The organism is Mycobacterium intracellulare ATCC 13950, assembly GCF_000277125.1.
GTDB lineage: Bacteria > Actinomycetota > Actinomycetes > Mycobacteriales > Mycobacteriaceae > Mycobacterium > Mycobacterium intracellulare.
The window spans coordinates 2917000-2941440 of sequence record NC_016946.1 but is presented as its reverse complement, the minus strand read 5'-3'; the positions used below and the strand labels follow the sequence as shown (position 1 = coordinate 2941440).

Annotated in this window: 23 protein-coding genes; 11 read left to right on the top strand and 12 right to left on the bottom strand. The window is 67.5% G+C overall.

Annotated elements, in window-relative coordinates; genetic code table 11:
- Window positions 1–25 precede the first annotated feature (25 nt).
- Both OCU_RS38625 and OCU_RS38620 read left to right on the top strand, forming a co-directional pair.
- Complete coding sequence (locus OCU_RS38625; RefSeq protein WP_014380235.1) at window positions 26–1261, top strand: FAD-dependent oxidoreductase; 1236 nt, start codon at window positions 26–28, stop codon at window positions 1259–1261.
- The gene (locus OCU_RS38620; protein WP_014380234.1) at window positions 1258–2262 is read left to right on the top strand and encodes a Gfo/Idh/MocA family protein; all 1005 of its coding nucleotides are present in this window, start codon (window positions 1258–1260) and stop codon (window positions 2260–2262) included. The genes OCU_RS38625 and OCU_RS38620 overlap by 4 nt, the downstream gene beginning before the upstream one ends.
- Here the strand turns inward: OCU_RS38620 and OCU_RS38615 are convergent.
- On the bottom strand, window positions 2250–3089 hold the full coding sequence (locus OCU_RS38615; RefSeq protein WP_009952395.1) for a sugar phosphate isomerase/epimerase family protein: 840 nt from the start codon (window positions 3087–3089) through the stop codon (window positions 2250–2252). The genes OCU_RS38620 and OCU_RS38615 overlap by 13 nt on opposite strands.
- Entirely contained in the window at window positions 3086–3700 is a 615-nt protein-coding gene (locus tag OCU_RS38610; protein ID WP_225331163.1) for a SecDF P1 head subdomain-containing protein, read from the bottom strand. The genes OCU_RS38615 and OCU_RS38610 overlap by 4 nt, the downstream gene beginning before the upstream one ends.
- Before the next feature lie 153 nt (window positions 3701–3853).
- On the opposite strand from OCU_RS38610, the gene OCU_RS38605 reads away from it, so the two are divergent.
- The 7 genes from OCU_RS38605 (at window position 3854) to OCU_RS38575 (ending at window position 12236) form a co-directional block, all read left to right on the top strand.
- Window positions 3854–4537: a TetR/AcrR family transcriptional regulator gene (locus OCU_RS38605; RefSeq protein ID WP_014380233.1), complete on the top strand. Its 684-nt coding sequence runs from the start codon at window positions 3854–3856 to the stop codon at window positions 4535–4537.
- A 250-nt stretch (window positions 4538–4787) separates the two neighbouring features.
- Window positions 4788–5993 (top strand): cytochrome P450, encoded by a 1206-nt coding sequence (locus tag OCU_RS38600; RefSeq protein ID WP_009952399.1) that lies wholly within the window; start codon window positions 4788–4790, stop codon window positions 5991–5993.
- Window positions 5990–6826 (top strand): mycofactocin-coupled SDR family oxidoreductase, encoded by an 837-nt coding sequence (locus OCU_RS38595; protein ID WP_009952400.1) that lies wholly within the window; start codon window positions 5990–5992, stop codon window positions 6824–6826. Before OCU_RS38600 ends, OCU_RS38595 begins: the two co-directional genes overlap by 4 nt.
- A gap of 33 nt (window positions 6827–6859) precedes the next feature.
- Window positions 6860–7828 carry an enoyl-CoA hydratase/isomerase family protein gene (locus OCU_RS38590; protein WP_009952401.1) on the top strand — a complete coding sequence of 323 codons (969 nt, stop codon included), beginning with the start codon at window positions 6860–6862 and terminating at the stop codon, window positions 7826–7828.
- 19 nt (window positions 7829–7847) lie between these two features.
- Entirely contained in the window at window positions 7848–10199 is a 2352-nt protein-coding gene (locus OCU_RS38585) for a CaiB/BaiF CoA transferase family protein (RefSeq protein ID WP_014380231.1), read from the top strand.
- Window positions 10196–10957 (top strand): SDR family NAD(P)-dependent oxidoreductase, encoded by a 762-nt coding sequence (locus OCU_RS38580; protein WP_009952404.1) that lies wholly within the window; start codon window positions 10196–10198, stop codon window positions 10955–10957. Before OCU_RS38585 ends, OCU_RS38580 begins: the two co-directional genes overlap by 4 nt.
- Before the next feature lie 19 nt (window positions 10958–10976).
- Window positions 10977–12236, top strand: coding sequence for a hypothetical protein (locus tag OCU_RS38575; protein WP_009952405.1), 1260 nt, complete (start codon window positions 10977–10979; stop codon window positions 12234–12236).
- A gap of 2 nt (window positions 12237–12238) precedes the next feature.
- Here OCU_RS38575 and OCU_RS38570 read toward each other — a convergent pair whose 3' ends face one another.
- The 7 genes from OCU_RS38570 to OCU_RS38540 all read right to left on the bottom strand — a co-directional run bounded on the left by OCU_RS38570 (window position 12239) and on the right by OCU_RS38540 (window position 20183).
- Window positions 12239–13603, bottom strand: a complete 1365-nt coding sequence (locus tag OCU_RS38570; protein ID WP_009952406.1) for an HNH endonuclease signature motif containing protein — start codon at window positions 13601–13603, stop codon at window positions 12239–12241.
- Window positions 13604–13747: 144 nt separating this feature from the next.
- The gene (locus tag OCU_RS38565) at window positions 13748–14866 is read right to left on the bottom strand and encodes a M24 family metallopeptidase (protein WP_029383981.1); all 1119 of its coding nucleotides are present in this window, start codon (window positions 14864–14866) and stop codon (window positions 13748–13750) included.
- Entirely contained in the window at window positions 14856–16091 is a 1236-nt protein-coding gene (locus OCU_RS38560) for a M24 family metallopeptidase (RefSeq protein ID WP_014380229.1), read from the bottom strand. The genes OCU_RS38565 and OCU_RS38560 overlap by 11 nt, the downstream gene beginning before the upstream one ends.
- Window positions 16088–17260 carry an amidohydrolase family protein gene (locus OCU_RS38555; RefSeq protein WP_029383982.1) on the bottom strand — a complete coding sequence of 391 codons (1173 nt, stop codon included), beginning with the start codon at window positions 17258–17260 and terminating at the stop codon, window positions 16088–16090. Before OCU_RS38555 ends, OCU_RS38560 begins: the two co-directional genes overlap by 4 nt.
- Window positions 17261–17287: 27 nt before the next feature.
- Window positions 17288–18247, bottom strand: a complete 960-nt coding sequence (locus OCU_RS38550; protein ID WP_009952410.1) for an SDR family oxidoreductase — start codon at window positions 18245–18247, stop codon at window positions 17288–17290.
- On the bottom strand, window positions 18241–19464 hold the full coding sequence (locus OCU_RS38545; RefSeq protein ID WP_014380226.1) for a cytochrome P450: 1224 nt from the start codon (window positions 19462–19464) through the stop codon (window positions 18241–18243). Before OCU_RS38545 ends, OCU_RS38550 begins: the two co-directional genes overlap by 7 nt.
- Window positions 19465–19484: 20 nt before the next feature.
- Window positions 19485–20183, bottom strand: a complete 699-nt coding sequence (locus OCU_RS38540) for a TetR/AcrR family transcriptional regulator (protein ID WP_009952413.1) — start codon at window positions 20181–20183, stop codon at window positions 19485–19487.
- A 138-nt stretch (window positions 20184–20321) separates the two neighbouring features.
- On the opposite strand from OCU_RS38540, the gene OCU_RS38535 reads away from it, so the two are divergent.
- Window positions 20322–20798, top strand: a complete 477-nt coding sequence (locus OCU_RS38535; RefSeq protein ID WP_014380225.1) for a nitroreductase family deazaflavin-dependent oxidoreductase — start codon at window positions 20322–20324, stop codon at window positions 20796–20798.
- Window positions 20799–21111: 313 nt separating this feature from the next.
- Window positions 21112–22236, top strand: coding sequence for a class I SAM-dependent methyltransferase (locus OCU_RS38530; RefSeq protein ID WP_014380224.1), 1125 nt, complete (start codon window positions 21112–21114; stop codon window positions 22234–22236).
- Here OCU_RS38530 and OCU_RS38525 read toward each other — a convergent pair.
- From OCU_RS38525 to OCU_RS38515, 3 genes are all read right to left on the bottom strand, one after another.
- A complete protein-coding gene (locus OCU_RS38525; RefSeq protein WP_014380223.1) occupies window positions 22233–22691 on the bottom strand; it encodes a DUF2231 domain-containing protein in 459 nt (152 codons plus the stop codon). The genes OCU_RS38530 and OCU_RS38525 overlap by 4 nt on opposite strands.
- Window positions 22692–22732: 41 nt before the next feature.
- A complete protein-coding gene (locus OCU_RS38520; RefSeq protein WP_014380222.1) occupies window positions 22733–23368 on the bottom strand; it encodes a hypothetical protein in 636 nt (211 codons plus the stop codon).
- A gap of 119 nt (window positions 23369–23487) precedes the next feature.
- Window positions 23488–24297 (bottom strand): SigB/SigF/SigG family RNA polymerase sigma factor, encoded by an 810-nt coding sequence (locus OCU_RS38515; RefSeq protein ID WP_036396576.1) that lies wholly within the window; start codon window positions 24295–24297, stop codon window positions 23488–23490.
- Between the last annotated feature and the right edge of the window lie 144 nt (window positions 24298–24441).

Genomic DNA, 24441 nt, shown 5'->3' with positions numbered 1-24441 from the left:
GGTCGCCACCTATGCTGGGGCGTTGATGGTCGAAACAACCACCTGCGCGGTCGTCGGCGGTGGCCCGGCGGGAATGGTCCTCGGGCTGTTGCTGGCCCGGGCCGGTGTCGAGGTCACCCTGCTGGAAAAGCACGGTGACTTCCTGCGCGATTTTCGCGGCGACACCGTGCATCCCACGACGCTGCGGCTGCTCGACGAGCTGGGCCTGGGGGAGCGGTTCGCGCGATTGCCGTTCAGCAAACTCCGCCGGGGCACCTTCGAATCCAACGGGCACTCGGTCACCTACCTCGACTTCGAACGGCTCCGCCAACCCCATCGCTACATCGCCATGGTCCCGCAATGGGACCTGCTCAACCTGCTCGCCGAGGCGGCCCGGGCCGAACCGAGTTTCACCCTGCGGATGCGCAGCGAGGTCACCGGCCTGCTGCGCGACGGCGGCCGGGTCGTGGGCGTGCGCTACGACGGACCCGACGGGCCGGGCGAACTCAGGGCCGAGTTGACGGTGGCCTGCGACGGCCGCTGGTCGATCGTGCGGCAGGAGGCCGGACTCACCGCCCACGAATACCCGGTGAACTTCGACGTGTGGTGGTTCAAGCTGCCACGCGACGGCGCCGCGGACCACTCGTTCCTGCCGCGCATCGGGTCGGGCAAGGCGCTGGCCGTCATCCCGCGCGAGGGCTACAACCAGATCGCCTACCTGGGGCCCAAGGGCGGCGACGCCCAACTGCGCGCGCGGGGGGTCGAGGCCTTCCGCCGCGACGTGGGTGCGCTGCTGCCCGACATGCCCGAGTCGGTGGCGGCGCTCGAATCCATGGACGAGGTCAAGCACCTCGACGTGCGCGTGAATCGGCTGCGCCGCTGGCACACCGACGGGTTGCTGTGCATCGGCGACGCCGCGCACGCGATGTCGCCGCTCGGCGGTGTCGGCATCAACCTGGCGATCCAGGACGCCGTCGCGGCCGCCACCCTGCTGGCCGAACCGCTGCGCCGGCACCGGGTCACCGGCCGCGACCTGGCCGCTGTGCGCCGCCGCCGCGCCGTTGCCACCGTTTTGACCCAGGCGGGCCAGCGCGTGCTGCAGGCCGCGCTGGTGCGGGCGGTGTTTCGCGGCGCGGATCCCAGCCCGCCGCGGTGGGTTCTCGGCGTCGTCCGGCGACTGCCGTGGCTCTCGGTCGTGCCGGCCTACTTCGTCGGAGTGGGGATCCGGCCCGAGCATGCGCCGGGCTTCGCCGCCCGCCGGCCGCCCGGTGCGGCACCATGACGGCGCCAAAGCGCGAAAACCCGTTGCGGATCGGCATTTTGGGGGCGGCGCGCATTGCGCCGATGGCGTTGATCAACCCCGCCAAGGAGAATGCGGACGTCGTCGTCGCCGCCGTGGCCGCCCGCGACGTGACCCGCGCGCGGGCCTTCGCCGCGCAACACGGCATCGCGACCGTGCACGGCGATTATGACGCGCTGATTGCCGACCCGGGCATCGACGCGATCTACAACCCGCTGCCCAATGGTCTGCACGGCCGGTGGACCAGGGCGGCGCTGGCCGCGGGCAAGCACGTGCTGTGCGAAAAGCCGTTCACCGCCAACGCGATCGAGGCCCGCGAGATCGCCGAACTGGCGGACGGATCGGATCGCGTGGTGATGGAGGCCTTTCATTATCGCTACCACCCGCTGACCCTGCGGGCCGAGGACATCATCGCCTCCGGGGAGTTGGGCACGCTCGAACGCGTGGAGGCGGCGCTGTGCTTCCCGCTGCCGAAGTTCTCCGACATCCGCTACGACTACTCGCTCGCCGGCGGTGCCACCATGGATGCCGGCTGCTACGCGGTTCATATGGCGCGCACGTTCGGCGGCCGGTCCCCGGAAGTCGTGTCCGCTCGCGCCACGTTGCGTGACGCGCGCGTCGACCGGGCCATGGCGGCCGAGCTGCGGTTTCCGGCCGGCCACACCGGCCGGGTGCGCTGCTCGATGTGGTCGCCGCGCTTACTGCAGATCAGCGCCCGGGTGATCGGTGAACGCGGCGAGTTGCGCATCGTGAATCCCGTGATGCCGCAGGCATTTCACCGCCTCTCGGTCCGGTCGGCGAAGGGCAGACGCACCGAACACTTCGGCCGCCGCGCCTCCTACGCCTATCAGCTGGATGCCTTCGCCGCGGCGGTGCTGCGCGGCGCGCCGATCAAGACGACCCCGCACGACGCGATCGACAACATGACCGTGATCGACGCGATCTATTCGGCCGCCGGTCTTCCGCTGCGCTATCCGGTCTGAACGCCGGCCAGCAGCCGGCGTGCCGCCTCGACGCAGGGGCGCAGCCGTTCGATCGGGCTCACCCCGGCAAGCGCCAAAGATCGTTGCGGGACCTCGATCTCGATGACGATGTCGGCGGGCAGCGCGGCCAGGATGTCGCGCAGGGGCAGGTCGCCCTCGCCGGGCACCAGGCGCTCGAACATGGCCTCCTCCAGGTAGTTGTCCATGCGCGGCCGCAGCGTCGTGTCGTTGAGTTGGGCATAGCCGATGCGCCCGGGGTCGACGGCCGCCAGCTCGCTCGCCCCGGAACCCGAGCGCATCAGGTGCATGGTGTCGACCAGCAGCCCGAATTCGCTTCGCCCAACGTATTCCGCGGCGGCCAGGCCGGCGGGGAGGTCACCGATGGTCAGTCCGGGCACCGGTTCCACGACGGTACCGATGCCGCGCTGGGCGGCAAGTTCGGTCAGCGCCGCGAACTGGTCGAGGGTGCGCGGAAGGTCGGGGTCGAGGCTCACCACGTTGATCCGCGGGACGCCGAGTTCGGCCATCACGTCGAGGTCGGGCCGCAGCGCGTCCACGTCGGCGCCGGGGCGCACGAGGAATCCGTCGCCGAGCGAGATGGTTACGCCGCGATCGTCCATCGCGGCGAGCAGATCCTTCCTGAGCGCGGCGTCGTCCTTGAGGGAGAAGGCAGGGTAGCCGAGTGGCACCAGCGGCATGCCCTGGATGGCGGCCGAGATGCGGGGGCAGCCTAGCTCCGCGGCCAGCTCCACGAACTCGATTGGGGGAAGGCCGAACACGCTGAGCATGCCGAGCGCGAGGCGATCGGGACGCCCCGGCGCGGTCACGCGGGACGACCCGCCAGCTGGGCCAATTGCGCTGCGCCCTCGGCCGTTTGGGTGGTCAGCACGATCCGTCCGGAGGTGACCTGTTCCTCGATGATCGGTGCTTCCAGCACCAGATTGTCCCGGATGAAGGCCACGTGGTCTTTGACGTGCTCGGCGGTGAACGACGCCCACGCCGCCGCCGACGGCGGGTCGAGCACCAGGGTCACCTGGTAAAAGTCGGCCGTCAGGGCCTGGGGCGGGTCCACGTGTATCAGCCCGAGCTGCATGGTTTCCGGGCCCAGGGTGTACACGTTGGCCCGGGCGAGGTCGCACGTGTTGAGGGGGTCGGTCGGGGCCACCGGGACGTTCGGACCCATGTCGGGGCACTTGGTGGCGGGCGTCGTCGGGTGTGACTTCGTCACCGGCCGAACGGGCAGCGGCGCCACCTTCACAATCGGCGCCGGCGCGGGCGGCGCGGGCGGCGCGGCAGACGGGGCGGACGTGCTGGTGGTCGGCGGGCTGGGTGGCGCGGGCTTGTGCGCCTGGTGGCAGCCACCGGCCAGCGCGGCAACCAGACCGATGGACCCAAGCCGGGCAACGGCATTGATCACGCGAACTCGACGGGGGCTCATCGCAACACACTCTACTCAGGTAGCCGACGAATCCCCGGAACTCTTGCACCGCAGTTTGTTTGGCGGCGTGCGGCGCGGCGCCGTCGCGGCGGGAAATATGGCTTCCTTTACCGACACTACGAATATAGAGTAGTGTCTTGATCCTGAATAACAATGGATAGACGACGAAAGCCTAATCCCGCCGAGCGCCGCCGCGATCTATGCGATGCGGCGATTCGATTGTTGGCCGATGACGGGGCCAAAGGGCTGAGCCATTTGAAGGTGGACCGCAAAGCGGGTGTGCCGGACGGCACGACGTCGTTCTATTTCCGCACCCGCTCGGCGCTGCTGCGGGCCGTCGCGGAACGTTCGGCCGAGCTTGACCTCGCCGAACTGCAGGCGATCGCGGACAGCTCCGACGCCGGCGGTGAGGCTCCCACACCCTCGCGGTTGTCGCAGGTCGTCATCCAGGCCGGCAGCGACCCGCACCTGTACCGGACCAGGGCCCGATACGAGCTGACCATGCAGGCCACCCGCGATCCCGCGCTCGCCGCGATCCTGCAGCAGGCCACCGACGAGTTCACCAAGCTGCACCGGGAAATCCTCGTGCAGCTCATGCCGCACGGCGCGGAACTGGACCCGGCCGTCGTCGAGGATCTGAGCAACGTCACGCTGACGTTCATCAACGGCCTGCTGCAGCGGTTCGCCCACGGCGACCGGATCGTCGACAGTGCCGAGCAGCTCGACGGGGTGCTGTCGGCGATCGCGGCCGGAATATTGCGCAGTTCGGACAAGGGCCGGCTCACCCAGGCGGGCGGTCTGCGGGTGCTGCGCGGCGGGGCGCCCGGACCCCGATGACAGCCCCGACCGAATCCGGCGCGCGGACTTCCCACCCTTGCCAGAGCACCCGCAGTATGGTTCTCTACGACAATAGAGTGAGTCGACGTTCATGCGCCGTTTTCAGCCGAAGTTGTGCACATGTCGAAGCGACGCAATTAAGCGGAGTGTGTAAATTGCCCCGGACCGAATCCAACGCTGCAATGCTGGCAGCGCGAGCACTGGTGCGGGTAATGCGGGTATCCAAAACTGCAGCGGTAGGAGGGGTTTCGTGACGGCGAGCACCGACAGCCATGTTCGTTTCGATCCATACGATGTCGGGCTGATCGCCGACCCGTATCCGATGTTCGCGCGGTTGCGCCAAGAGGCGCCGCTCTACTACAACGCCGAATTCGACTTCTACGCGGTGAGCCGCTACGCCGATGTCAGCAAGGCGCTCGTGGACCACGAGACGTACAGCTCCGCGCGGGGCGCGATCCTCGAGCTGATCAAGGCCAACCTCGAAATCCCGTCGGGCATGTTGATCTTCGAAGACCCGCCGATTCACGACGTGCACCGCAAACTGCTGTCGCGGATGTTCACCCCGCGCAGGATCGCCGCGTTGGAGCCGATGATCCGCGACTTCTGCGCCCAACTGCTGGACCCGCTGGTGGGCTCGGGCCACTTCGACTTCGTCACCGACCTGGGCGCGCAGATGCCGATGAAGGTCATCAGCATGCTGCTCGGCATCCCCGAAGACGATCAGGAGTACATCCGCGACCGGGGCAACGCCCAGCTGCGCACCGAGGCCGGCAAGCCCATGGATGCGGCCCAGCACGGCCTGTCCGTGGGTGAGCAGTTCGAGGCGTACATCGACTGGCGCGCCGAGCATCCGTCCGACGACATCATGACCGAACTTCTCAACGTCGAGTTCGTCGATGAAACCGGTGTGAATCGGCACCTCAGTCGCGAGGAGATCCTCGTCTACCTCAACGTCGTCGCCGGGGCCGGCAACGAAACGACCACACGGCTGATCGGTTGGTCCGGAAAGGTTCTCGCCGAGCACCCCGACCAACGCCGCGACCTCCTCGAGAACCCCGCCCTCATCCCGCAGGCCATCGAAGAGCTTCTGCGCTACGAGCCGCCGGCCCCACACGTGTCCCGATACGTGACCCGCGACGTCACGGTGCACGACCAAACGGTGCCCGAAGGCAGCGTGATGATGATGCTCATCGGATCGGCGTGCCGCGACGAGGCCCAATTCGGGCCCGACGCGGGCGAATTCAACATCCATCGCGCCGTCCGCCCGCACCTCACCTTCAGCATGGGCACGCACTTCTGCCTGGGTTCGGCGCTGGCGCGCCTGGAGGGCCGCGTGGCGCTGGAGGAGATCCTCAAGCGATTCCCCGAGTGGGAGGTCGATTTGAGCAAAGCCACCCTCAGCCCGACCTCCACGGTGCGGGGCTGGGAATGCATGCCGGCGCTGGTGTCACGATGACGGGCCGGGTAGAAGGGAAGGTAGCGTTCATCAGCGGTGCGGCCCGCGGCCAGGGCCGCAGCCATGCCGTGCGCCTGGCGCAAGAGGGCGCCGACATCATCGCGATCGACGTCTGCGGGCCGATCGAGAACCTGGCGTATCCCCACTCGACACCGGAAGACCTCGACGAAACCGCCGACCTGGTCAAGGCTCTCGACCGGCGCATCGTGACCGCGCAGGTCGACGTCCGCGACTACGACGCGCTGAAGGCGGCCGTGGACAGCGGGGTGGAACAACTCGGCCGCCTCGACATCATCGTCGCCAACGCGGGCATCGGCACGTTCGGCAACAAGCTGCACAAGATCCGCGAGAACATCTGGCGCGACATGATCGACGTGAACCTCTCCGGGGTCTGGCACACCGTCAAAGTCGGTGTGCCACATATCATCGCCGGCGGGCGCGGCGGTTCGATCGTGCTGACCGGTTCCGTCGGATCGCACAAGGCCATGGCCCACACCGGCCACTACATCGCCGCAAAGCATGGCGTGCTGGGCCTGATGCGGGCCTTCGCGGTCGAGTTGGGGGAGCACAGTATTCGGGTCAACTCGGTACACCCGAGCCAGGTAAACACCCCGATGACGATCAATGAGGTGACGTTCCGGTTGTTTCGGCCCGACCTGGAGAATCCCGGGCCGGACGATTTCGCGCCGTTCTCGCAAATGATGCACACGTTGCCAGTACCGTGGGTCGAAGCGGTCGACATCAGCAACGCCGTCCTGTTCCTCGCCTCGGACGAATCTCGTTACATCACAGGCGTTTCGCTACCTGTCGACGCGGGCGCTCTGCTCAAGTAAGCGTTAACAACATTCAACTGAAGGAAGAAGACTATGCCCGAATACGACTATGAAGAAATGAAGAAGGAAGCCGAGCAGTACATCAAGTTCGAAAAGGACAAGAAGAACCGCATCGCCTACATCACCTTCGACCGCCCCGACGCGCAGAACTCCACCACGCTGGGAATGCGGCAGAACTACGCCGATCTGATTCACAAGTGCAACGTGGACGACGACGTCAAGGTGGTCGTGATCCGCGGCGAGGGTGAGGATTTCGGCAGCGGCGGCGACCTGCCCGAACAGCGCGGGATGCTGGAGAACCCGGGCATGCCGCTGCTGCACGAGCTCGCGATCAACGACGACGACGTCAAGTACCCGCCCGGCGGCTCCTACCGCTACCTGTCCACCGTCACCGACTTCTACGCCAAGGCGCGCGCCGGAAACCGGCCGCTGCAAGAGCTTCGGAAGATCAGCATCATCGAGGCCAAGGGCTACTGCTACGGCTGGCACTTCTACCAGGCCGGCGACGCCGACCTGGTGATCTCCTCCGACGACGCACTGTTCGGCCACCCGGCGTTCCGCTACGTGGGCTGGGGTCCCCGGCTGTGGTGGTGGGCCGAGACGATGGGACTGCGCAAGTTCTCCGAAATGCTGTTCACCGGAAGGCCGTTCAGCGCCAAGGAGATGTACGACTGCGGCTTCGTCAACAGCGTGGTGCCCCGCGACAAGCTGGAAGACGAGACCCTCAAGTACGCGCTCGCGTGCTCGAAGGCCCGCCCGACCGACACCGTTGCCGTCCAGAAGACCTTCCTGGAGCTCTACAAGCAGCACAAGGGTGAGTACTTCGGCAGCCTGCTGACCGGCATGGTCGAGGGCATGCTGCCGATGATCGCCAACGACGCGCAGGAGGTCGACCTCACCGCGGGCACCTTCGAGAAGGGCCTCAACAACGTGGTCAAGGACAACGACATGAACTTCCCGCCGGAATGGCGACTGAGCCGCTCCGGGCGCGCGAAGCCCTGACCGCCTTGCGAGGGAGCACATGTCGGCGCTGACGGCCTTCAGGGTCATCGAGCTGGCGGGATCCGTCGCGGGGGAGTATTGCGGAAAGTTGCTGGCCGACTTCGGTGCCGAGGTGATCAAGGTCGAGGCGCCCGGGCGCGGCAGCCCGACCAGGGCCATGGCGCCCCGCCTCGCTGAGGGCTGCGAGGGCAGCGCATTGTTCGCCTACCTCAACACGAACAAGCGCTCCGTGGTTCTCGATGCGACCTCGCGAGCCGGCGCCGAGAGCCTGGATCGGCTCATCGGCGGCGCCGACGCGGTCATCGACGACGGCGCCACCGATGGGACGCAGCGGCACCCGGGCGTGGTGTTCTGCTCGATCACGCCATTCGGTGAGAACGCCCCGGCCGAGTACGCGAATGCGAAGAGCATCAACGTGTTCCACGCCAGCGGCTGGGGCTACCATACCCCCAGCCATCCGGACCCGACCAGGCCGCCGCTGCGGGGGTCCGGCCGGTTCCTGGCCGACTACGAGGCGGGGCTGGAGGCGGCGCTGTGCGTCGCGGCGGCGTTGTTCGGGCGCCTGCACTCCGGCGGGGGCGAGGCCGTCGACGTCTCGCAGCAGGCCGTGCTGGTCTCGCGTGCCGATTGCATTCTGGGGCGCCTGGTCACCGGCGAAGTCCCCGCCCTCGGCACGCGCGACGACTACGACCAGCAGGGCCCCGCGTCGTTCTTCGCCTGCGCCGACGGCTTCGTCTATCTGTACATGACCAGCCGCGCCCACTGGCTCGGCGTCAAACAGCTGATGGGGTGCCTGGACTGGCTCGACGACTTCGACGACGACTGGCTGGAGTTCTCCGTGACCCCGGACAAGGTCGCGGCGTTCCAGCGGGGATTCGCGGCGTGGGTCCGCGACCTGTCCAAGGAGACGGCGGCCGACGAGGCGCAGCGACTCGGTGTGCCCCTGGTGCCGGTCAACGAGGCCGCCGACCTGCACCGCGCGCCCCAGTACGTCCACCGCGGCTTCTTTTCCACCGTCAGCCACCCCGTGTTGGGTGACGCGGCGTACCCCACGGTGCCGTACCGGTTCGGTGCGACCCCGGCGGAAATCGTCTCTGCGGCGCCCACTCTCGGTCAGCACACCGCGTCGGTCCTCGGTGGACTCGATGTCCCCCACGCTCCACCGGCGGCGAAGGCGGCGCAGCTCAAGCCGCCGAGGGCACCGCGCGGTGGCCCCCTGCAGGGGGTGCGCGTCGTCGAGCTCACCAAGGTGTGGGCCGGTCCGTATGCCGGCAAGCTGTTGGCGCTGTTGGGCGCCGAGGTGATCAAGGTAGAAACCGCGGCGCTGCCCGAGGAGATGCGCGCCTACGGCGGCACCGACATCAACCACGCCCCGTTCTTTCTCAGCATCAACCCCGAGATCCTCAGCGTGGACATCGACATCAAGTCCGCCGAGGGCATGGCGCAACTGCGGGAGCTGATCGCCCGCAGCGATATCGTCATCAACAACCTGCGGCCGGGCGCGATGGAGCGCCAGGGCCTCGGGTATCAGCAGCTCACCGAGATCAAACCCGACATCATCTCGGTGTCGATCAAAATGTGGGGCAACGACGGACCGCTAGGTCATCAGACCGGCTACGCGCCGTGCTTCGCCGCGCTCGCCGGGCTCGCACCGCTGGTCGGCTACCCCGGTGGACCGCCGCTCGGAACCAGCATGCGCTACGGGGATTCCACGGTCGGCGCGGCGGCCGCCTACGCCGCCGTGGTGGCGCTGCTGCACCGCGAGCTCAGCGGCGCAGGGCAATTCGTCGACGTGTCGGCCGTCGAAACCCTCTCCTCGATGATCGGGGACTGCCTGCTGGAACACAGCCTCACCGGGCGACGACGCGGGCCCGACGGCAACCACCACCCCGACCTGTGCCCGCACGGCTGCTACCCGTGCGCGGCGGGCTCGTGGATCAGCGTGGCCGTCGCCGATGACACCGAATGGCAGCGGTTGTGCGGAGTGCTCGGTGCCGCCGCGCTGGCCGGCGACCCCCGCTACGCCACCCCAGACGACCGGCAGCGGCACGCCGAGGCCCTCGACGCCGATCTCGCCGCGCTGACCCGCCAGCTCGATGCCGAGCAACTCGCGCACCGGCTACGGGCGGCGGGAGTCCCGGCCACCAAGAGCGCCACCGCCATGGATGTGGTTGGCGATCAACAACTCTGGGACCGCGAGCTGTATCGTTTCGTTTCGGACCATCGCGAAGGCCAGCGACCGGTGCTGGGACCGTCCTGGCGGATGGCGCACAACCCCGCGCGGATCGCGCGCGGTGCGCCGGATCTGGGCGAGGACACCGACTACGTTCTACACCAGATACTGCGCACCCAACCGACGGGCGGATCATGACGACATTGGCGCACACCGCGGCCCTGGTGACGGGCGCCAGCAGTGGCATCGGAGCGGCGACGGCCAAAGCGCTGGCCGCCGAGGGAGCGGCGGTGGCTCTCCTCGCGCGCCGCGCCGACCGGCTGGCGGAGCTGAAAGGCGAGATCGAATCCGCCGGTGGCACAGCGCTCGTCGTCACGGCCGACGTCACGGACGCCGATCAGGTCGCGGCCGCCGTGGGGCGCACAATCGCGGAGTTCGGGCGGCTCGACACCCTGGTGAACAACGCCGGCCTGATGCAATCGGCGCCCGCGACCGAAGCGCCGCTGCAGGACTGGGACAACATGGTGGCCGTCAACGTGCAGGGCGTCCTCTACGCGACCCGCGCGGCGCTGCCACACCTGATCGACGCCGCCGCCGACTCGCCACGCGGCGTGGCGGACCTGGTGACCATCAGCTCCACCGCCGGGTGGGTGGCCCGGCCGAACACCGCCGTGTATTCGCTCACCAAGTTCGGGGTCAACGCGTTCAGCGAAGGCATCCGCCAAGAGGTGCTCGCCAAGCGGGTGCGCGTCGGCGTGGTGGGCCCGGGAACGGTGGATACCGAGATCTTCAGCCACCTGACCGAATCCTCGCGGGAGGCCTTCGAAAAGCAGACGTCGGGCATGGTCATGCTGCGGCCGGAGGACATCGCCGACGCGGTCCTGTTCATGGTGACCCGCGATCGCCGGGTGGCGGTGAACCGCATGCTGGTGCGCGCGGCCGAGCAGACCTGGTAGCGGTGTGAGTTCGCATTGGGTGGTCGGTGATCAGTACGGATTGCCGATCCCGGCGGACCCCGCGACCCTGCTCAGCGGTGGAGCTGCGTTCCTTACGAAGGCCTTTCGGGCTTCGGGTGTCCTCGCCGACAACAGCGTCGTTCGCATCAGCGACTACCGCGAGATCAGCGGTGGCAGCACCGGACGCAAGGTGGTGCTGTCGGTCGAATACGACCGTGCCGCACCCGATCTGCACACCGAGCTGTTCGTGAAGTTCTCCCGCGATCTCGACAATCCGGTGCGCGACCGCGGAAAGACACAGATGGAGCCCGAGGTGCGCTTCGCCTCGCTGTCCCGCGCCCCGGAATTCCCGATCGCCGTACCCTGCCCGCAGTTCGCCGACTACCACCGCCCCACCGGCACCGGCCTGCTGGTCACCGAGCGAATCAAATTCGACGGCAACGGAATCGAGCGCCAATACCACAAGTGCCTCGACTACGAGATGCCCGAGCCCCTAGGGCACTACCGAGCGCTGCTGACCGCGCTTGCGCGCCTCGCCGGCACGCATCGCTCGGGTCGGCTGCCCGCGGAATTGACCGCTCACTTTCCGTTGGACGTGCGGGCCGCGACGGTGGGCGAACGCGCGCCGCTGTCCGCGGAGAAGCTGGACCGGCGGGTGAGCCAGCTCGCCGAATTCGCGCAGACGCATCCTGGGCTGCTGCCGACCAATGCCTGCTCACCCGAATTCCTGGCCCGCCTGCGCGACGACGCGCCGCGCGTGGCGCTCCACGAGCAGGTGATCGCACACCAATTGGCCGACGACTCCGACTATGTCGCGCTGTGCCACTGGAACGCCAACATCGACAACGCGTGGTTCTGGCGCGACACCGGCGGCACGTTGCACTGCGGCCTGATGGACTGGGGATGCGTCGGCCAGATGAACCTCGGCATGGCGCTGTGGGGAGCGATGTCCGGCGCCGAGACCGACATGTGGGACACCCATCTCGACGATCTGCTGCAACTGTTCGTCACGGAATACGAGCGCTGCGGCGGTCCGCAGCTCGAGGCTGGCCAGTTGCGTCGGCACATGCTGCTCTACGCGGCCGCCATGGGGGTCGCCTGGCTGCTGGACGTGCCGGCCTTGATCCGCAAGCGATTCGACACCGTGCCCGGCACCCGGAAGGATCCGCGCATCCGGGACGACGAAAGCGTGCGCGCGCCGCTGCAGATGCTCTCGAACCTGCTGAGCGCGTGGGAACGTCATCGCGTGGGGGACCTACTCGATGACGTGCTGCCTTAGCGTCAAACCGGGTCGTCATCTTCGTCGTAATTCAGGAATCGTTCGGGGTGATGGAAGGCGTTGGTGCGGGGTTGTCCGTGGTCGAGGTGGGCCGGTGGGAGCCATTCGGTGTCGCCGCGGGCGTTTTTGCGGGTGGTCCAACCCTTTTCGGCTAGCCGGTTATCCGGTCCGCAGGCCAGGGTGAGGTCGTCGATGTCGGTGCGATGCGTGGTGGTCCAGCCGCTCACGTGGTGGACCTGGCTGTGATACGCCGGCGCGTCACAGCCCGGTTTCGTGCAGCCCCGGTCCTTGGCGTACAACATGATTCGCTGAGCGGGAGAGGCCAGCCGCTTGGTGTGGTGCAACGACAGAGCCCTGCCGCGGTCGAAGATCGCCAAATAGTGGTGGGCGTGGCTGGCCATGCGGATCAGATCCGACATCGGCACCAACGAGCCCCCGCCGGTGATACCTTTACCTGCCGCGGCTTCTAGCTCCTGCAGGCTGGTGGAGACCACGACCGACACGGGTAGGCCGTTGTGGCACCCCAACTCCCCGGAGGCCAGCAGGGCGCGCAGCCCGACCAGCAGACCGTCGTGATTGCGCTGGGCTGGGGTACGCAAGTCGCGGCGCACTGCAACGTCATCGGGAACCTCATCGATGAACGGAACGTCGCCGTCAGGATTGCAGGCGCCGGGGGCGCCCAGCTTGGCCAGCACGGGTTCGAAGGTGGCGCGCGCCTCGGGGGTCAGATAGCCGCGGATGGGTGACATGCCGTCGTATTGCTGGGCGCCAATGGTGATGCCGCGCTTGCGGGCACGCTCGCCGTCTTTAAGTTTGCCGTCGGGGTTGATCCAGCCCATCAGCCGGTGGGCGTATTTCTGCAACTCATCGGGGCGAAAGCCGCGGGCCTGCTGCGCCAAATCTTGGTCGGCGTGCTCCTGGATGCACGGGTCGACCCCGGACGGCAGGTTGGCAAAGAAACCGCGGATGACCCGCACGTGTCCGTCGCCGATCAATCCTTGGCGTTGGGCGGCCGCTGTGGCGCTCAAGGTGGGGGCCAACACCTCCCCGGTCAACGCCTGACGTTCCCCGAGATCAGCGGCTTCGTCCACCCGGCGGCCGGCCTCGGACTTGGTGATGCGTAACCGATCGGCCAGCGCACAACGCAGGGTGCCACCGAGTTCTGTCGTGGTGGCCTGGGCGCGCAGCTGATTGATCAACTCATGCTGGGGGGCGCGCAGCCGGCGCGCAACGCGTTCGATGCGCTCGAGCGTGCGCAACCGTTCCGGGGTGGTGAACACCTCAAAGGACAACGCGCACAACCGGTCCAGGTCGGCATCGATCGCGTCGAAGACCTCGACGATCTCATCCCGACTGCTCGAACCCATGCCCCAAAGTGTAGGAACGGCCACCGACAGAAAACCCCGCATCGTGACCACTGAAACCACAGTGACACAAGGAATTTCGATATACGTTTTCGATATCCGTAATCGCGCCCTCGCCCGCGGGGCCGGGAAGGGCCGCCACCTCGCCTAAGCCCAAGCAGGACTGCCGGTCAGCACATCGACGCCGTCCTCGGTGATGTGGACGGTGTCGCGGCGGAACACCGCGCCGACGCCCTGCCGCCACACGTAGCCGGTGATGGCCAACACCATGCCCGCCTCGAGTTGGTCGTGTTCTCCCGCGGCCAGCAGCGCAGCGGACACGACGGGCGGGTCGAAACCCAACCCCAGCCCGTGTGCGACCGGCATCGGCGGTATCGGCTCACCGACCGCCTCATAGGCGGCCAGCAGATCTCTGGTGGGCGCGCCGGGGCGACAGGCGGCAAGCATCTTGTCGTACAACGCGTTCGAGCGGGCGAAGAGCTCACGCGCCCCGCCGCTGACAACATCGCCGGCCGGCCACGTGCGTCCCACCTCCGCGACGTAGCCGTCCGCGAGCGCACCGGCGGCGAACGCGACGAGATCGCCCGACCGGATCTCGTGCGCAGACGCGCGGCGCCACGGCTGTTCCCGCGACGTCACCCACGCGGCGTCCTGGGTGGCCGGCGTGCTCACCCCGCCGGCGGCCATCGCCTCCATCATCACCCCCGCCAGGGTCCGCTCCGACGCGCCCGGCGCCAATTCGGCCAGGGCAGAGGCGAGCCCGCGTTCGGCGACACGAAGGGCCGCCCCCATCGCGGCGATTTCGTCGGGCGTCTTGATGCGCCGCGCCGCGCGCATTGCCGGCTCGGCGTCGACCAGTTCGGCGTTGGGGAACGCCTCGGGCAGCAGCGCCGCGAAAGTCGGTGTGATCGCGTCGGTTCCGACCCGCCTCGCCGACTCCGCGCCGTCGACCTTCTTCAGCACGTCGATGAGCGTCATAGGATTCCAGGCCAGCCCGTAGAGGTGATCGTGGTCGATCTCCTCCGGGACCCCCTCATCGTCGGTGCTGTTGAGGTAGATGTCTTGAGTGGCACGCACCAGCACACACATCGGACCGAAGGGCCGTGTCCCGGCGATCCACAGCTGCGGCGCGCCGGTGACGTACCGAATGTTGGCCTGCCGCCCGAGCACCAGGATGTCCAGACCGTGCTCGTCCATCTGGGCCAGCGCCCGTTCCCGCCGCCCGGATCTCAACGTCCCGGGGTCGGGCAGAACTTCAGTCGCCATAGGGGGTGTAGGGGTAGTCGGTGATCGGCACGTAGCCGTCCTCGGTGATCACCACGATCTCCTCACTGCGATAGCCTCCCGTGCCGTCCTCCCACATGACCGGTTCCAGGACCAGCACCATGCCGGGCGGAAAGACGAAGTTGTCGTCGAATTCCTCGCCGAGATCCGTTCCGATCATCGGCGCCTCGGCGGGGTAGGTGCCGATGCCGTGGCCGAGATAGAAATGCGGCAGCCACGGCTTGCGGCCACCGTTGGCCGCGATCGCCGCGCGCGCCAAATCACCGGACGTCGCACCGGCTTTGGTCACCGCCAGCACCGCGTCCAGGACGGTACGCCACTGCCGGAACTGGTCCTGCTGCCGCGGCGTCGGCCGTTCGCCGACCACCCAGGTTCGGCCGAAGTCGGAGCAGTATCCGTGGTAGGTGATGCTGATGTCGGTCCACAAGACATCGCCGGCCGCCAGTTCACGAGCGGTGGGCAACAGCGGCAGCGCGAGATCCCCGTGCGTCGTCCACACGCCGGCCTCCCGGGACCTCGGCATCACCTGCCAGATCGCCTCCAGCATGTTGGTGGTCGCGCCCAGCTCGAATGCGCGACGGACGAAGGTGGCCGACAGGTCGATCTGGCGCACCCCCGGCACCAGCGTGCGCTGCACATCGACGATGGCCTGTTCGGTGATGCGGGCCGCCCTGCGCAGGCAGGACAATTCGTCGCGCGTCTTCACCAACTGCGCGGCGCCGACCACGAGGGCCGCGTCCGTCGGCGGGCCGGCCGGGAAAAGCCTGGGCGCCGCCCGCCGCATCGCCCCGGTGAGTTCGTCGACGGCGATGCGGGCTCCCGGCGGGACGATCCCGGCCAGCCGCCGCGCGAAATCCTCGACGCCGTGGTCGAATTCGAGGTAGGCGGGGCCGTGCAGGTGGTCGTCGGGCACCGGCGCTTCGGCGGACGCTCCGCTGCGGAAGGGCATGAAGAGGTGCGGGTGCACGTCGTCGGCGAGCACGACCGCGACGGGGCGCTCCACGTGTGACAGCCCCGCATCCAGCAGCGGCCAGCTCGCCCCCGTGGCGTAGCCGACGTAGCCGTTCAGCAGCAGGATCAGCGCGTCGACGCCGTGCTCGGCCATCGCCGCGCGCAGCCGCGCGCCGGTCTCCGCGCGCATGCGGGCCCAATCGGGCTCGTCGGGGATGTCGAGCACCGAGCCGACGGCGCTCGCCGAGTTCGTCATGCGGAGATCCCCAGGAATTTCTTGATGTTCCCGCCGACAACGCGCACGGCATCCTCGGGACCGACGGCGTCGACCACGGCGGCCAGCGATCGCTCCGAATAGCCGAAAGTGCTTTCGTTGTGGGGATAGTCCGACGACCACATCACCTTGTCGATGCCGATCTCGTCGATCTGCCGCAGCCCCAGCCGATCGACCATGAAGGAGGCGCACATGTGCGTGTCCCAGTAATCGCGGACGTCACGCTCGGGCTGGTGGGCGAGCATGTGCCGATACGAGGCCAGCACGTGCTCGGCGTCCTGCAGCGCCGTCGGCACCCAGGCGATCCCACCCTCGAACCAGCCGACCCGCAGCCCCGGATGCCGGTCGAGGATGCCGCCGAAGATGTACTTGGAGAACATCTCTCGGAATGAGTCGATGTTGACCATCATGGCCACCGCCACGCTGTTGACCTCGCTGGGGAACTTGGGCTGACTTTCGCCGATGTGGTGCGTGACGGGCAGGCCGGCCTCTTCGATCTCGTCCCACACCGCGCTCATCTCGGCGCTGGAGTAATCGATGGGCCGGCCGTCGCGGTCGTTGCCCGGGCTGATCGGCATCAGAAACGTGGTGAGCCCCAGCGACTTCAGCTCGCTGAGCGTGCGGCGGGCGCCGGCTGGATCCCACCAGTTGATCAATCCGACGCCGTAAGAGTGCCCGTTCGAGCGTTCCTGGACCTCGGCGATGTGCTCGTTGTAGACGCGGAAGATCCGCTCGCGGATGGCGTGGTCGGGATGGTGGAACAACGCGAGCACCGCATTCGGGAACGCCAGCTCCTTGTCGACGCCGTCTTCGGCGAGCTCACGAACCCGGGCCTCGACGTTGTTGGTGGCCGCCCCGGCGAGGTCGTCGTACTGCATGAGCACCGCGCTGAAGTCGCCGACCACCATCGACTGTCCGGGCGGGCCGAGTAGATACGCGCCGTCCTCATACCAAATCCGCGGGGCCTGATCCTTGAGCTCGTCGGGGAAGCTCTCGTAGAAGATGTCGTCGGCCACCGAGATGTGATTGTCGGCGGAGAAGACCTCGGTGCCGGCCGGCAGGCCGGTGCTGAACTCCGCGGCGTGGCCGCGACGGTCCTTGGGCGCACCGATCACGCCCTCGGGGTAGAGGGTTGGGGCTGGGCTGGACATCATCGTCCCTTCCTCGGGAATCACTCATCATTGTGCGCCTGGGGCGGGGTACGTGACGCCACTGAGCTCTTCGGAAAGCTGCCACAGCTGTCGCATGTCGGCTTCGCTGCGCGCCAACCGGGGAACTCGAGCGAAAGTGACCCCACCCCTGACCGTTTCGTAGAAACCGCGCGGCCCGTAGTATTTGGCGCCCTGCGCATCCGGGGACACCGCGGCGTAGAGGGTCGGCTTGATGCCTTCGTCGACGTCGAGCCACATGAACGGCATCACGCGCCAGGTCAGCTGCGTCAAACGCGCCTGCAACGTCGGCTTGGCGCGGCCGTACGAGGCGCCGCTGAGCAGGTTGGTCTTGGTCAGTCCCGGGTGCGCGGCGTTGGACATCAACCCCCACCCGCCCCGGCGGCTGCGCCGATCCAATTCGACGGCGAACATCAGTTGCGCCAACTTGGCGACCCCGTACGAATGCATGGGTTTATAACCCTGTTGCGCATTGACGTCGCCGAAGTCGAGCTTGCCCTGGGTCGCGGCGAGGCTGCTGACCGTGACCACCCGCGCGGATCCCGCCGCCCTCAGCAACGAGAGCAGCCGACCGGTCAACGCAAAGTGCCCCAGATGATTTGTCCCGAACTGCAATTCGAAACCGTCGCGGGTCTGCTGCCGCTGTGGCGGCGTCATGATGCCGGCGTTGTTGATCAGGACGTCGATCGGGCGGCCCTCGGCGGTGAGCTGTTCACCCAGCGCCGCCACGCTTTCCAGCGACGACAGGTCGAGTTGTCCGATGGTGAGCTTGGCCTGCGGTGCGTCCCGGCGGATGTCGGCGACCGCCCGTTCGCCCTTGACCCGGTCGCGGACGGCCATCACCACGTCGGCACCCGCGGCGGCCAGCCGCTTCGCCAGGCCGAAGCCCAAGCCGCTGTTGGCCCCGGTCACGACGGCGAACCTGCCCCGCAGATCGGGAACACTCAGCGCGAGATCGGGTTTCACCATGTCACGGGCAGCTCGTAGAGGCCGTAGGCCAACGCGTCGTGCTTGAACGGAAGCTCATCCAGCGGGACGGCGAGCCGCAGCGTGGGGACGCGGCGCAGCAGAGTGGGCAGAACGATCTGCAATTCCATGCGGGCCAGCTGCTGGCCCACGCACTGGTGACGACCGTAGCCGAACCCGACATGCGGCCCGTCTTCGCGGAGCAGGTCGAGGCGGTCCGGGTTGGGGAACTGGCGCTCATCCCAATTCGCCGGGGCGACGTCGAGGATGATGCCATCGCCGGCGCGGATCGTTTCGCCGCCGATCTCGATGTCCTCGACGGCGATTCGCCGCTGTCCGGTCTGGATGATGCTCAGGTAGCGCATCAGCTCCTCGACCGCGGTGGCGATGACCTTCGGGTCATCGGTGTCGCGCAGCAGCGCCCGCTGATCGGGGTGCTCGAGCAACGCGGCGATGCTCAGGCTGATCATGTTCGCGGTGGTCTCATGGCCCGCGATGAGCACACCGGTGGCCAATTGCGCGGCCTCGCGCACGCTGATCTCGTCGGCGTTGACCCGCTCGGCGAGGTCGGACACCAAATCCTCTGAGGGGCTTTGCATTTTCGTCCGAACCAGGTTGGCCAGATACTTGGCCAGCGAGGCGGCGCCCTGGGCGGTGTCCTCCTCGGTCGCGTAGCGGCCCATGCCGCGCTGGGCCTGGGTCTGGAAGAACTCCGCGTCCTCGTACGGCACGCCCAGCAGTTCGCTGATGACCAGCGAGGGCACCGGCAGCGAGAGGGTGCTGACGACGTCGCCCGGCTTCGGCCCGGCCAGCAGGGCGTCGATGTGGTCGTCGGTGATCTTCTGCACCGCCGGCCGCAGCGCTTCAACCCGCTTGAAGGTGAACGGTTTCGACAGCATCCGGCGAAACCGGGTGTGCTCCTCGGCGTCGGAGGTGAACACCGAACGCGGGCGCTTGTGCACCGTGGCCAGCATGCCCTCGTTCCAGTGCGGATAACCGGGCAGGCGGTCATCGACACTGGTGCGGGAGTCGGTGAACAGCGCGCGGATCGCGTCGTAGCCGTGGATGAGCCACGGCGTGCTGCCGTCCCAGATCCGCACCCTGCTCAGCTGCTTGCCGGCGTTGAGCTCCAATACCTTCGGAGGCGGCGCGAACGGACACCCCGGCGCCCGCGTCATCGGAAACTCCGGGATATCGGTGGCGGTGGATCCTTCGGTCATCGTGCTCCTCGGTGTTCGGCCTACGCGGTTGTCGGTGATGTCGGGCCGCCGGCCGCGGCCATGTGGACGGGCGCGCGCCACAGGCCGACGATCGCGTCGATCAGCCCTTCGGCGGCGACCGGCCAGGCTGAACGGGATCGCGGCCCGTGCTCGGCCAGCGCGCCTTCGTGCTCGGCGCAGGTGTGCATCAGCAGATTGCGCACCATCACCATTCGCTCGGCACGCACGCGCTTGGGTAGCTCGGGGAGACAGCGGTCGATGCCGTCGAGCGTCTGCACCAGTAACGGCGATGCCAGGGCGTCCTTGGTGACCACGTGGCGGTACGTGGGATCGGCCATCGCCTGGGCGGCGAACCGCGCATACCAGGTCGGGATCCCCAGCGCGGACAGGTGATCGGTCAGCGGGCGCACCAGTGCGCCCACCCAGTCCCGCAGCTCGGCGGAGTCGCCGACCGCGGCCAGCATGTGCGCGCGCAGCTCCTCGATCGGCTCGCGGTGCTTGGCTTCGATCGCGCGCAGCAGGTCGACCCGGGTCCCGAAGTGGTAGCACGCCGCGGCGTTGTTGCCCTGCCCCGCCGCCTCGCTGATCTGCCGGTTCGACACGGCATACATTCCGCGTTCGGCGAACAACACCTCGGCGGCCGACAAGAGCGCCTCTCGGGTTCCCGTCGACCTTTCGGAACGAGCGATCCGCTCGGCGGTCATCGCCTCAGTGAACACCGGCCGCCTTGTTAAATCAAGCAATTTATTTAGTTGCGGGACCGTGGAATCGGGCGCAGCGACCCGAAACCCGGGGTGGTCGGGGATAGTTCACCGAGCTGATGCCCGGCCGCGGCGCGCCGCGATTACAGTCACCGCATGAATCCGCTGCGGCGGTTGGCACACAACCCGACCGTCTACCGGTTGCTCCTGCGCAGCGGACCGCCGATCGTCGAACGCTTCGAGTCGCTGCTTCGGTTCATGACGAGCGGGCGCATCGGCGTCCTGGACCTCGTCGGGCTGCCCAACATGCGAATCACGACCTCGGGCCGCAAGACGGGTCTGGCCCGTGGCGCGACGGTGCAGTATGTCCCCTTTCGCGGGGGGCTCTTGCTGGTCGGATCGAACTGGGGGCGCGACCGTCACCCGTCGTGGTCGGCGAATCTCAAAGCGGCACAACGCGTCACCGTGCGCCGGCGTGGCCAACGGTTCGTGGCGAGGGTGCAGCTGCTCACCGGCGCGGAGCGCGACGAGGCGTGGGGCGCGGTGCTGGACCATTGGCCGAACTATCGGGTGGCCCAAGGTCTTGCCGGCCGGCGCCAATTCCGGCTGTTTCTTCTGGCGCCGCTTACCTGAGCTGGCCGGAGACCCTAGTTAATCGCCGACATTTTTAGCCGGCAGCGGTCACGAGGGCCGGCGGGAGAGGGCATCGGACGGTCCGTCGAATGCCAATTCGATGCGCCGCCGCCGGCGAATTTCGCTCCGTCAAAACCGTTAGCCGATTCCGAAAGCGGACCTCGGTGTGCGGTCGCCTCGCGCCGGATCCCGTGCGGCCGCTTATTGCTTAAACGCCCTGCTAGCAACGCGCGGCGCGGGCACCGCAACGTCGGCTCTTGACGAAATTGGCCGCGGGATGTCTAATCCGGACGAGAAATCGGGAGGCTGACCGGTGGTCGCAATCGACACGCGAACCGTGGATCGGACGGGGCTTCACCGCATATGGAAAGCGATTCTTATCGGCATCGCATGCATTGTGTTTGCGGCGTGCTACTTCAGGCCCGTTCTGCTCATCGGGGTCGCCCTGATTCTTCTGTCGCTTGTGTGCGCGCGCGTGGTCTATAAGGGCCGGGATCGGTATATCCCCAATTTGTATGCGCGGGACATCGAAGTTTATGACGATGCCTATCGTTCGTTTATCGGTCGCACGCTCGCCGAACTGCGTCAGTGCAAGATCGGGGGCCACACGCTGTTGTGGGAGGCCTCGCGCCTGGCGCCACCAAGCGCCGATCACCCCGACGAATTGCTACTCGACCTGGGCGTCTGGGCCGGCTGGTCGACGCGGCTCATCTCAGACGCGTCAGGCCGCACGGTGTACGGGTTCGACACCTTCTCGGGCCTCGTCGAGGACTGGCCGATCGACGACCACACCGTCATCAAGCGCGGCGCCTTCTCCCTGGCGGACCCGGTGGCCAGACGTTTCCTCCGGGACACCGGAGTCAGCTTGCACGACGGGGTGCCCGACGCGCTCGGCCGCAAGGTGGAGTTCATCAGGGGAAGCACCTACGAGACGCTGGCCCCGTTTCTGGCCGAGCGACCGGGCGCTGCCATCCGGCTTTTTCACATGGATCTGGATACGTATGAGAGTTGCCTGCACGCGCTGGAAACCTGCAAGGACCGCTTCGTCGAGGGATCGATCCTTGTCTTTGACGAATACCTGGTCACCAACGGCGAAATGCTGGCGTTTTACGAATTCCAGAGCAAGTACGAGTTGCAATGGCACTACCGCGCTTGGGGCCTCGAAGCGTGGGAGATGAACCTCGAGATGGTGACCGCGCGCCCGAAACGCGCTGTCTACTACCTCATTACGATGGCCCTGCATTGGACGATCGGCGGCGGCAGCTACGCGTGGACGATTTTCCGCAAAAGGTTTTGGCGATTTTGGCTGGGCGCGCCGATCGCCGACATGCTTTTCATGCTGGGCGCTGCCGGGCAACGCAAGTCGGTCAGCCTGGAAATCACCGGGCTGGGCAAACTCGATCGACGCCGCCCCGCAGACCACAACGAGTTCGTCTAGCCGCCCCAGACGGCGTGGGCGCCGGCGTCGCCCACGCGGTAAATCTGCAGGGTCGACGCGATGCCGGTCGCGAGCACCACGATCGCGACGACGGCGTGGAGTACCACGCGGCGCCGATCGGATCGGCGTTCCACCATTCGGAGCGCGACGAGCAGTACGGCGACCACCAGCAGCGCGGCCGAGAAGTAGGTCATGATGCCGCCCCGCGCGGCGTGTTCGCGCAGAATCGGGCTGGGGTTGGGCTGGCGGTCGTAGAGCCACGCTCCAGCGTCGATGGTGATGGGCGTCAACACCAGCGTGACCGCCGCGAGGATCAGCGTGAGCCACATCAGTTGCCCGCGCCGGGCGGCCGGCCACAATCCGCACACGATCTCCAGCGCGGCGATCAGCGGAACGAGCACCAACACGAAATGCAGCAACAGGGCGTGAGCCGGCATCCCGTTGATGACGTTCATGGCGTCCCCTCGGCCGCGGTCCGCTCGGGTCTGCGCGGCGCCTAGCCGCCGAGGCCCTTCTTGATGGCCGCGTCTTGCTTCTGGCCGACATCGCTGACGAAATCTGGCGGGGCCAGCGTGTCGGTCGGGCCGTCGAACTGCAGCGTGGCAAGCGCCCGCCCCTCGGTGAAGAGCAGGATCACCACACCCTTACTGCGGTCGGGTGCGTTTCCCATCAGCATCGTTCCGCCGGTCCCGACGTTCGACGGTTGCGTGGTCGGATCTTTGACGACGCCGCCCTGCTGGCCCTTGGCCGCGTTCAACGCGTTGGTCGCCGCCTCGGGATCGTCGTAGACGGCGATGGTGACCTTGATGGCATGGCTGCCGTCATCGTCCTTGAAGATCGTTTCGACGCCCGGCTTCCCGTTGGGATTGCTGGTCGGGGGAGCGGCGGTGAAGGGAACCGGCGCGCTGATGTCGCTGGCCTGGATGAGCAGCCTGGCGTAATCGTTGGGCTGTGCGGGTCCTGCCGACGACGGCGGCGCCGAGCTGGCGCCGCTGGGGGCCGAGGTTGCCGAGGTGGGGGATCCGGTCTTCGACGTCGACGGTTGCGACTTGTTGTTGCCGCAGCCGGCCACCGAAACCGCCAGCGCCGTCGTCGCCGCGACACCCGCGATCAGCGCTCGTGAAATCCTCATCGCATCGAGCTCCCTTCCAGGTCTTCCCGGCGACAACGTCGGGCCCGTCCTTCGAATCGCACAGTACATTGCTCCGCGGCGGGGGACGCCGCGGAGCAATGCACTGGGTGCCGGACGGGCTACTCGAGTTGGTCGCGCAGGCAGCGCAGCGTGTTTGCCAGGATGCGCGAGACCTGCATCTGCGAGACCCCGATCCGCTCCGCGATCTGGCTTTGCGTCATCGATTCGAAGAACCGCATGCGCAAGACGTCGCGTTCGCGTGGCGGCAGGGTGGCAACGAGGGCCCGCAGCGCCTCGCGGTTGGTGATGTGCTCGATCTGCGGATCGATGTCGCCCACCGAGTCGGCCACCGAGCGCGGCGTTCCGGAACTATCGGCGCCCAGCGGTGCGTCGAGGGAATCGAGCCGGTAGGCATCGCCGGCGACGAGGCATTCGACGATCTCCTCCCGCGGAACCTCGAGCATCTGCGACAGTTCGCCCGCGTTGGGTGCGCGCCCGAGCTGCTGGGCGAGATCGGCGGTCGCCCTGCTGATCTGCACGTGCAGTTCGCGCAACCGCCGCGGGACACGCATCCCCCAGCTGTAGTCGCGGAAATAACGCCGGACCTCGCCCATCATGGTGGGGACGGCGAAACCGATGAAGCTGGGGCCCTTCGCAGGGTCGAACCGGTTAACGGCGTTCATCAAGCCCAGGCGCGCGACCTGAATCAAGTCCTCGAGACCCTCGCCCCGGCGGGCGAAGTGGCTGGCCACGTGGTCGGCCAGCGGCAGGCAGCGGGCGACGATGTATTCGCGCTGGCGGGCGTACTCGTGCGACTCGGCCGGCATGCGATGCAGCGCCACGAACATGTCGACTACGTCGTCGTATGAATCGTCGGATTGTCTGGCGGGCGCCGGAGCGGGACGGGTTGGGGCAATCGTGTGGGTCATCGTGCCGCGCACCTTGTGTTCACTCGATGAATCGTGTAAACACCTGCGCGAGAACAAGTTTGCATTGCTGACTCACTTTCCTGAGTCTATGCAGAAAGACATCGCGGGAATCCCGCACGGTCGCCTCCACTGCATCCTGATCCG